1 protein-coding gene is annotated in these 1,418 nt (G+C 67.3%); it reads left to right on the top strand.

The window, feature by feature from the left end; all coding sequences use genetic code 11:
* Positions 1 to 404: 404 nt before the first annotated feature.
* A partial coding sequence (locus tag AB0I77_RS53575) for a transposase (protein ID WP_363290332.1) occupies positions 405 to 1,418 on the top strand: 1,014 nt, incomplete at its 3' end.

Genomic DNA, 1,418 nt, shown 5'->3' on the forward strand with positions numbered 1-1,418 from the left:
AGTCGGTTCTTCCGGCAGTTGAACGAAGACCATGATCGCCTTGCCGCCGCGCCCGGAGGCGGCCTGCAGCAGGTCCTTGGCGGACTTCAGCTTGTTCCTTGTGAGGAACCCCGGGCGTGAACGACTCCGTTGGCAAAAGGACAGGGCGGGCATCCCGGCTCGCACTCTGGCTGGGAGTGGATCACTTGACCTGCGGGTCCGTGAGCCAAAGTGACCACCACGGCCGGCGGTTCGTCCCTTTCCCAACGGAGTCGTTCACGCCCGGGAGGAATCGCATCCTCGGGTGAGCGGTGCGGAGCACCGCGGCGGCATCCGGCGCGGAGCGTTGCGCTGCTCTGACCGGGCGGCGGGAGTTTGCCGTGTTCGAATGCGCGGCCCCGGAGGGGCCGGTTAACCTCGCGGGTGTGAAGCTGGTGGTGCAGGTGAAGCTGCTGCCGACGCCCTTGCAGGCGGCGGCACTTGAGGCGACCCTGCGCGCCTGCAACGAGGCGGCCACGTGGGTGAGTGAAGTCGCCTTCGAAAAGGATGTGAAGAACAACTTCGCGTTGCGCAAGCTCACCTACGACCAGACGAAGGCCCGGTGGGGCCTGGGCGCGCAGGCTGCCCAGCACGTGATCAAGAAGACATGTGACGCGTACGCCACCCTCAAGGCCAATCTGAAGGCCGGGAACCTGGGCCGACCGGGCTCGAAGCGGTACCGGAAGGCGACGCAGAAGCCGATCGAGTTCCGCCCGGACGGTGCACAGCCCTATGACGACCGGATGCTGTCCTGGCAGATTCCCGAGCGGCGAATGTCCATCTGGACCGTGACGGGCCGGATGAAGGACGTGGCGTTCACCGCGTCCCCAGAGCAGGTGGCCACGCTGGCGCTGTACCGCAGGGGTGAGTCCGATCTGGTGTGCCGCGACGGCGTGTGGTTCCTGCTGGCCACCTGCGAGGTGCCAGAGGCGCCGCTGAACACCGAGCCGGTGGACTTCCTCGGCATCGACCTGGGCATCGTCAACATCGCCACCACGAGTGACGGCGAGATCCTGGCCGGGCGCGGGCTCAACCGCAGCCGGGTGCGTGAACGACAGCTGCGCACCAAGCTGCAGAAGAAGAACACCCCGTCTGCCAAGCGGCGCTTGAAGAAGCGCAGGCGCAAGGAGGCGCGGCGGGCCAAGGACATCAATCACAAGATCGCGAAACATGTGGTGGCCGAGGCGGAACGCACCGGTCGCGGGATCGCCCTGGAAGACCTGACGGGCATCCGCGAGCGGGTACGGCTGCGCAAGCCCCAACGGGCCACCCACTCCAGCTGGTCCTTCGCCCAGCTGGGGGCGTTCATCGCGTACAAGGCCCGCCGCGCGGGGGTGCCGGTGGTGTACGTCGATCCGGCGTACACCTCCCGCACCTGCGCCGAGTGCGGGTACATCGAC

The organism is Streptomyces sp. NPDC050619, assembly GCF_040654815.1.
Taxonomy (GTDB): domain Bacteria; phylum Actinomycetota; class Actinomycetes; order Streptomycetales; family Streptomycetaceae; genus Streptomyces.